Genomic DNA, 1911 nt, shown 5'->3' on the forward strand with positions numbered 1-1911 from the left:
AACGCAGCACTGCGAGCGACGCCGCCACATAATCTCATCCGACGCATATCAACGGATATGTGGCGCGCCACATATCCGTTGTCAGGGCATCTCTTCGTCTTCAGGGGCCGCAGATCGGATATTTTGAAGATCATCTGGCATGATGGTCTGGGCGCCTGCCTTTTTACCCGGCGGCTGGAGAAGGGCCGGTTTATCTGGCCGAATATGGAGGGCGGTGCGGTAGCGATCTCACCGGCGCAATTGTCTTATTTGTTGTCCGGGATTGACTGGCGCAATCCGCAGGAAACCTGGCGTCCGACACGGGTCGGATAGCATTATTACATTGAAAATATTGAGTGAATCTGATCGAATGGCTTCATGACTTCGAAGCCTGTGGATCTTCCTGCGGACCTTGCGAGCGCCTATCTGGCGCTGCTTTCCGAGCGTGAGATGTTGCAGGCTGAACATGATGTCGTTGTTGCCGAGCGCGATCCTGTCGTCGCCGAGCGGGACATTGCGGTGGCGCAAGCCGCCAATGCCCAGGCGATGCTGTCCGACAGCGAGGCGTTGATCGCCAAACTGGAGCTGGCGATCGAAAAGCTGAGGCGGGAGCTTCGCGGAAAGCGTTCCGAGCGCACCGCGCGATTGCTTGACCAGATGGAATTGCAGCTCGAAGAGCTGGTGATGGCCGCGACAGAGGACGAGGTTGCAGCGCAGGCTGCTGCCGCCAAGACAGCGAGCGTACGTTCGTTCACACGCAAGCGGCCGATGCGAAAGCCGTGGCCGGAGGATGTCGAACGCAAGCGTGTGGTCATCGATCCTCCCAGCACCTGTGCATGCTGTGGCGGATCCCGGCTTTCCAAGCTGGGCGAGGATATGACCGAAACGCTGGAGGAGATCCCGCGCCGGTTTATCGTGATCGAAACCGTACGCGAGAAATTTAGCTGCCGGGACTGCGAGAAGATCAGCCAAGCGCCGGCACCCTTCCATGCCACGCCGCGCGGCTTCATCGGTCCTCATCTGCTGGCGACGATCCTCTTTGACAAGTTCGGCATGCATAGCCCGCTCAACCGCCAGAGCACCCGGTTCAAATGCGAGGGCATCGAGCTTTCGACCTCGACGTTGGCCGACCAGGTCGGGTATGGAACGGCCGCGCTCCTGCCGATCTTTGATCTGATCGAAACGCATGTCTTCGCGGCCGAGCGGCTTTTTGGCGACGACACCACCATTCCCATCCAGGCCAAAGACAAATGCACGACCGGGCGAATATGGACCTACGTGCGCGATGACCGGTCCTACGGCGGAGGGGCGGCGCCGGCGGCCATATACTATGCGTCGAGTGACCGCCGCGGCGAGCATCCGCAGAAGCACCTTGCCGGGTATGGCGGCATTCTGCAGAGTGATTGCTACAATGGCTTCGAGCCGCTCAGTGTCGCCGAAAAGAAAGCGGTACCGATCACCTTCGCCTTTTGCCATGCGCATGCGCGGCGCAAATTCTTTGAACTGGCCGATATCCAGAAAAATGCCCGCGACCGCAAACGCAAGGGCAAGCCAATCTCGCCGATCGCCCTGGAGGCCGTCCAACGGTACGACGCGCTGTTTGAGATCGAGCGCGAGATCAATGGATTGAGCGCCGAAGAACGGCTGGCCGCGCGGCAGGAAAAGAGCAAGCCGCTGTTCGACGACATGCACGCGTGGCTGAAACGGGAGCGCGCCACGCTCAGCAAATCGTCCGAGGTGATCGAGCCGATCGATTACATGCTGAAACGCTGGGATGGTTTTGCCCGTTTCCTGGAAGATGGCCGGATTTGTCTCACGAACAATGCGGCCGAACGCGCTCTGAGAGGAATTGCGAGACGTGTTTCATTATGCACCCCTTCGTTAAGTGTCTGTAAACATTGGAAGCGTGTCCGCATCAACATCGCGCAACGG

At 59.1% G+C, this 1911-nt stretch carries 2 protein-coding genes; both read left to right on the plus strand.

From position 1 onward, the window contains the following. Window positions 1–57: 57 nt before the first annotated feature. Window positions 58–312 carry an IS66 family insertion sequence element accessory protein TnpB gene (tnpB, locus tag ATB98_RS27585; RefSeq protein WP_202879859.1) on the plus strand — a complete coding sequence of 85 codons (255 nt, stop codon included), beginning with the start codon at window positions 58–60 and terminating at the stop codon, window positions 310–312. A gap of 45 nt (window positions 313–357) precedes the next feature. Beyond that, the coding region (gene tnpC, locus ATB98_RS00085; RefSeq protein ID WP_234781823.1) for an IS66 family transposase at window positions 358–1911 on the plus strand (1554 nt) is incomplete at its 3' end.

Origin of the sequence: Sinorhizobium saheli (assembly GCF_001651875.1) — a bacterium.
GTDB lineage: Bacteria > Pseudomonadota > Alphaproteobacteria > Rhizobiales > Rhizobiaceae > Sinorhizobium > Sinorhizobium saheli.

What these genes read in the sequence shown, in the direction of transcription:
- tnpB (WP_202879859.1), top strand. Translation starts at nt 58, where the DNA reads ATGTGGCGCGCCACATATCCGTTGTCAGGGCATCTCTTCGTCTTCAGG.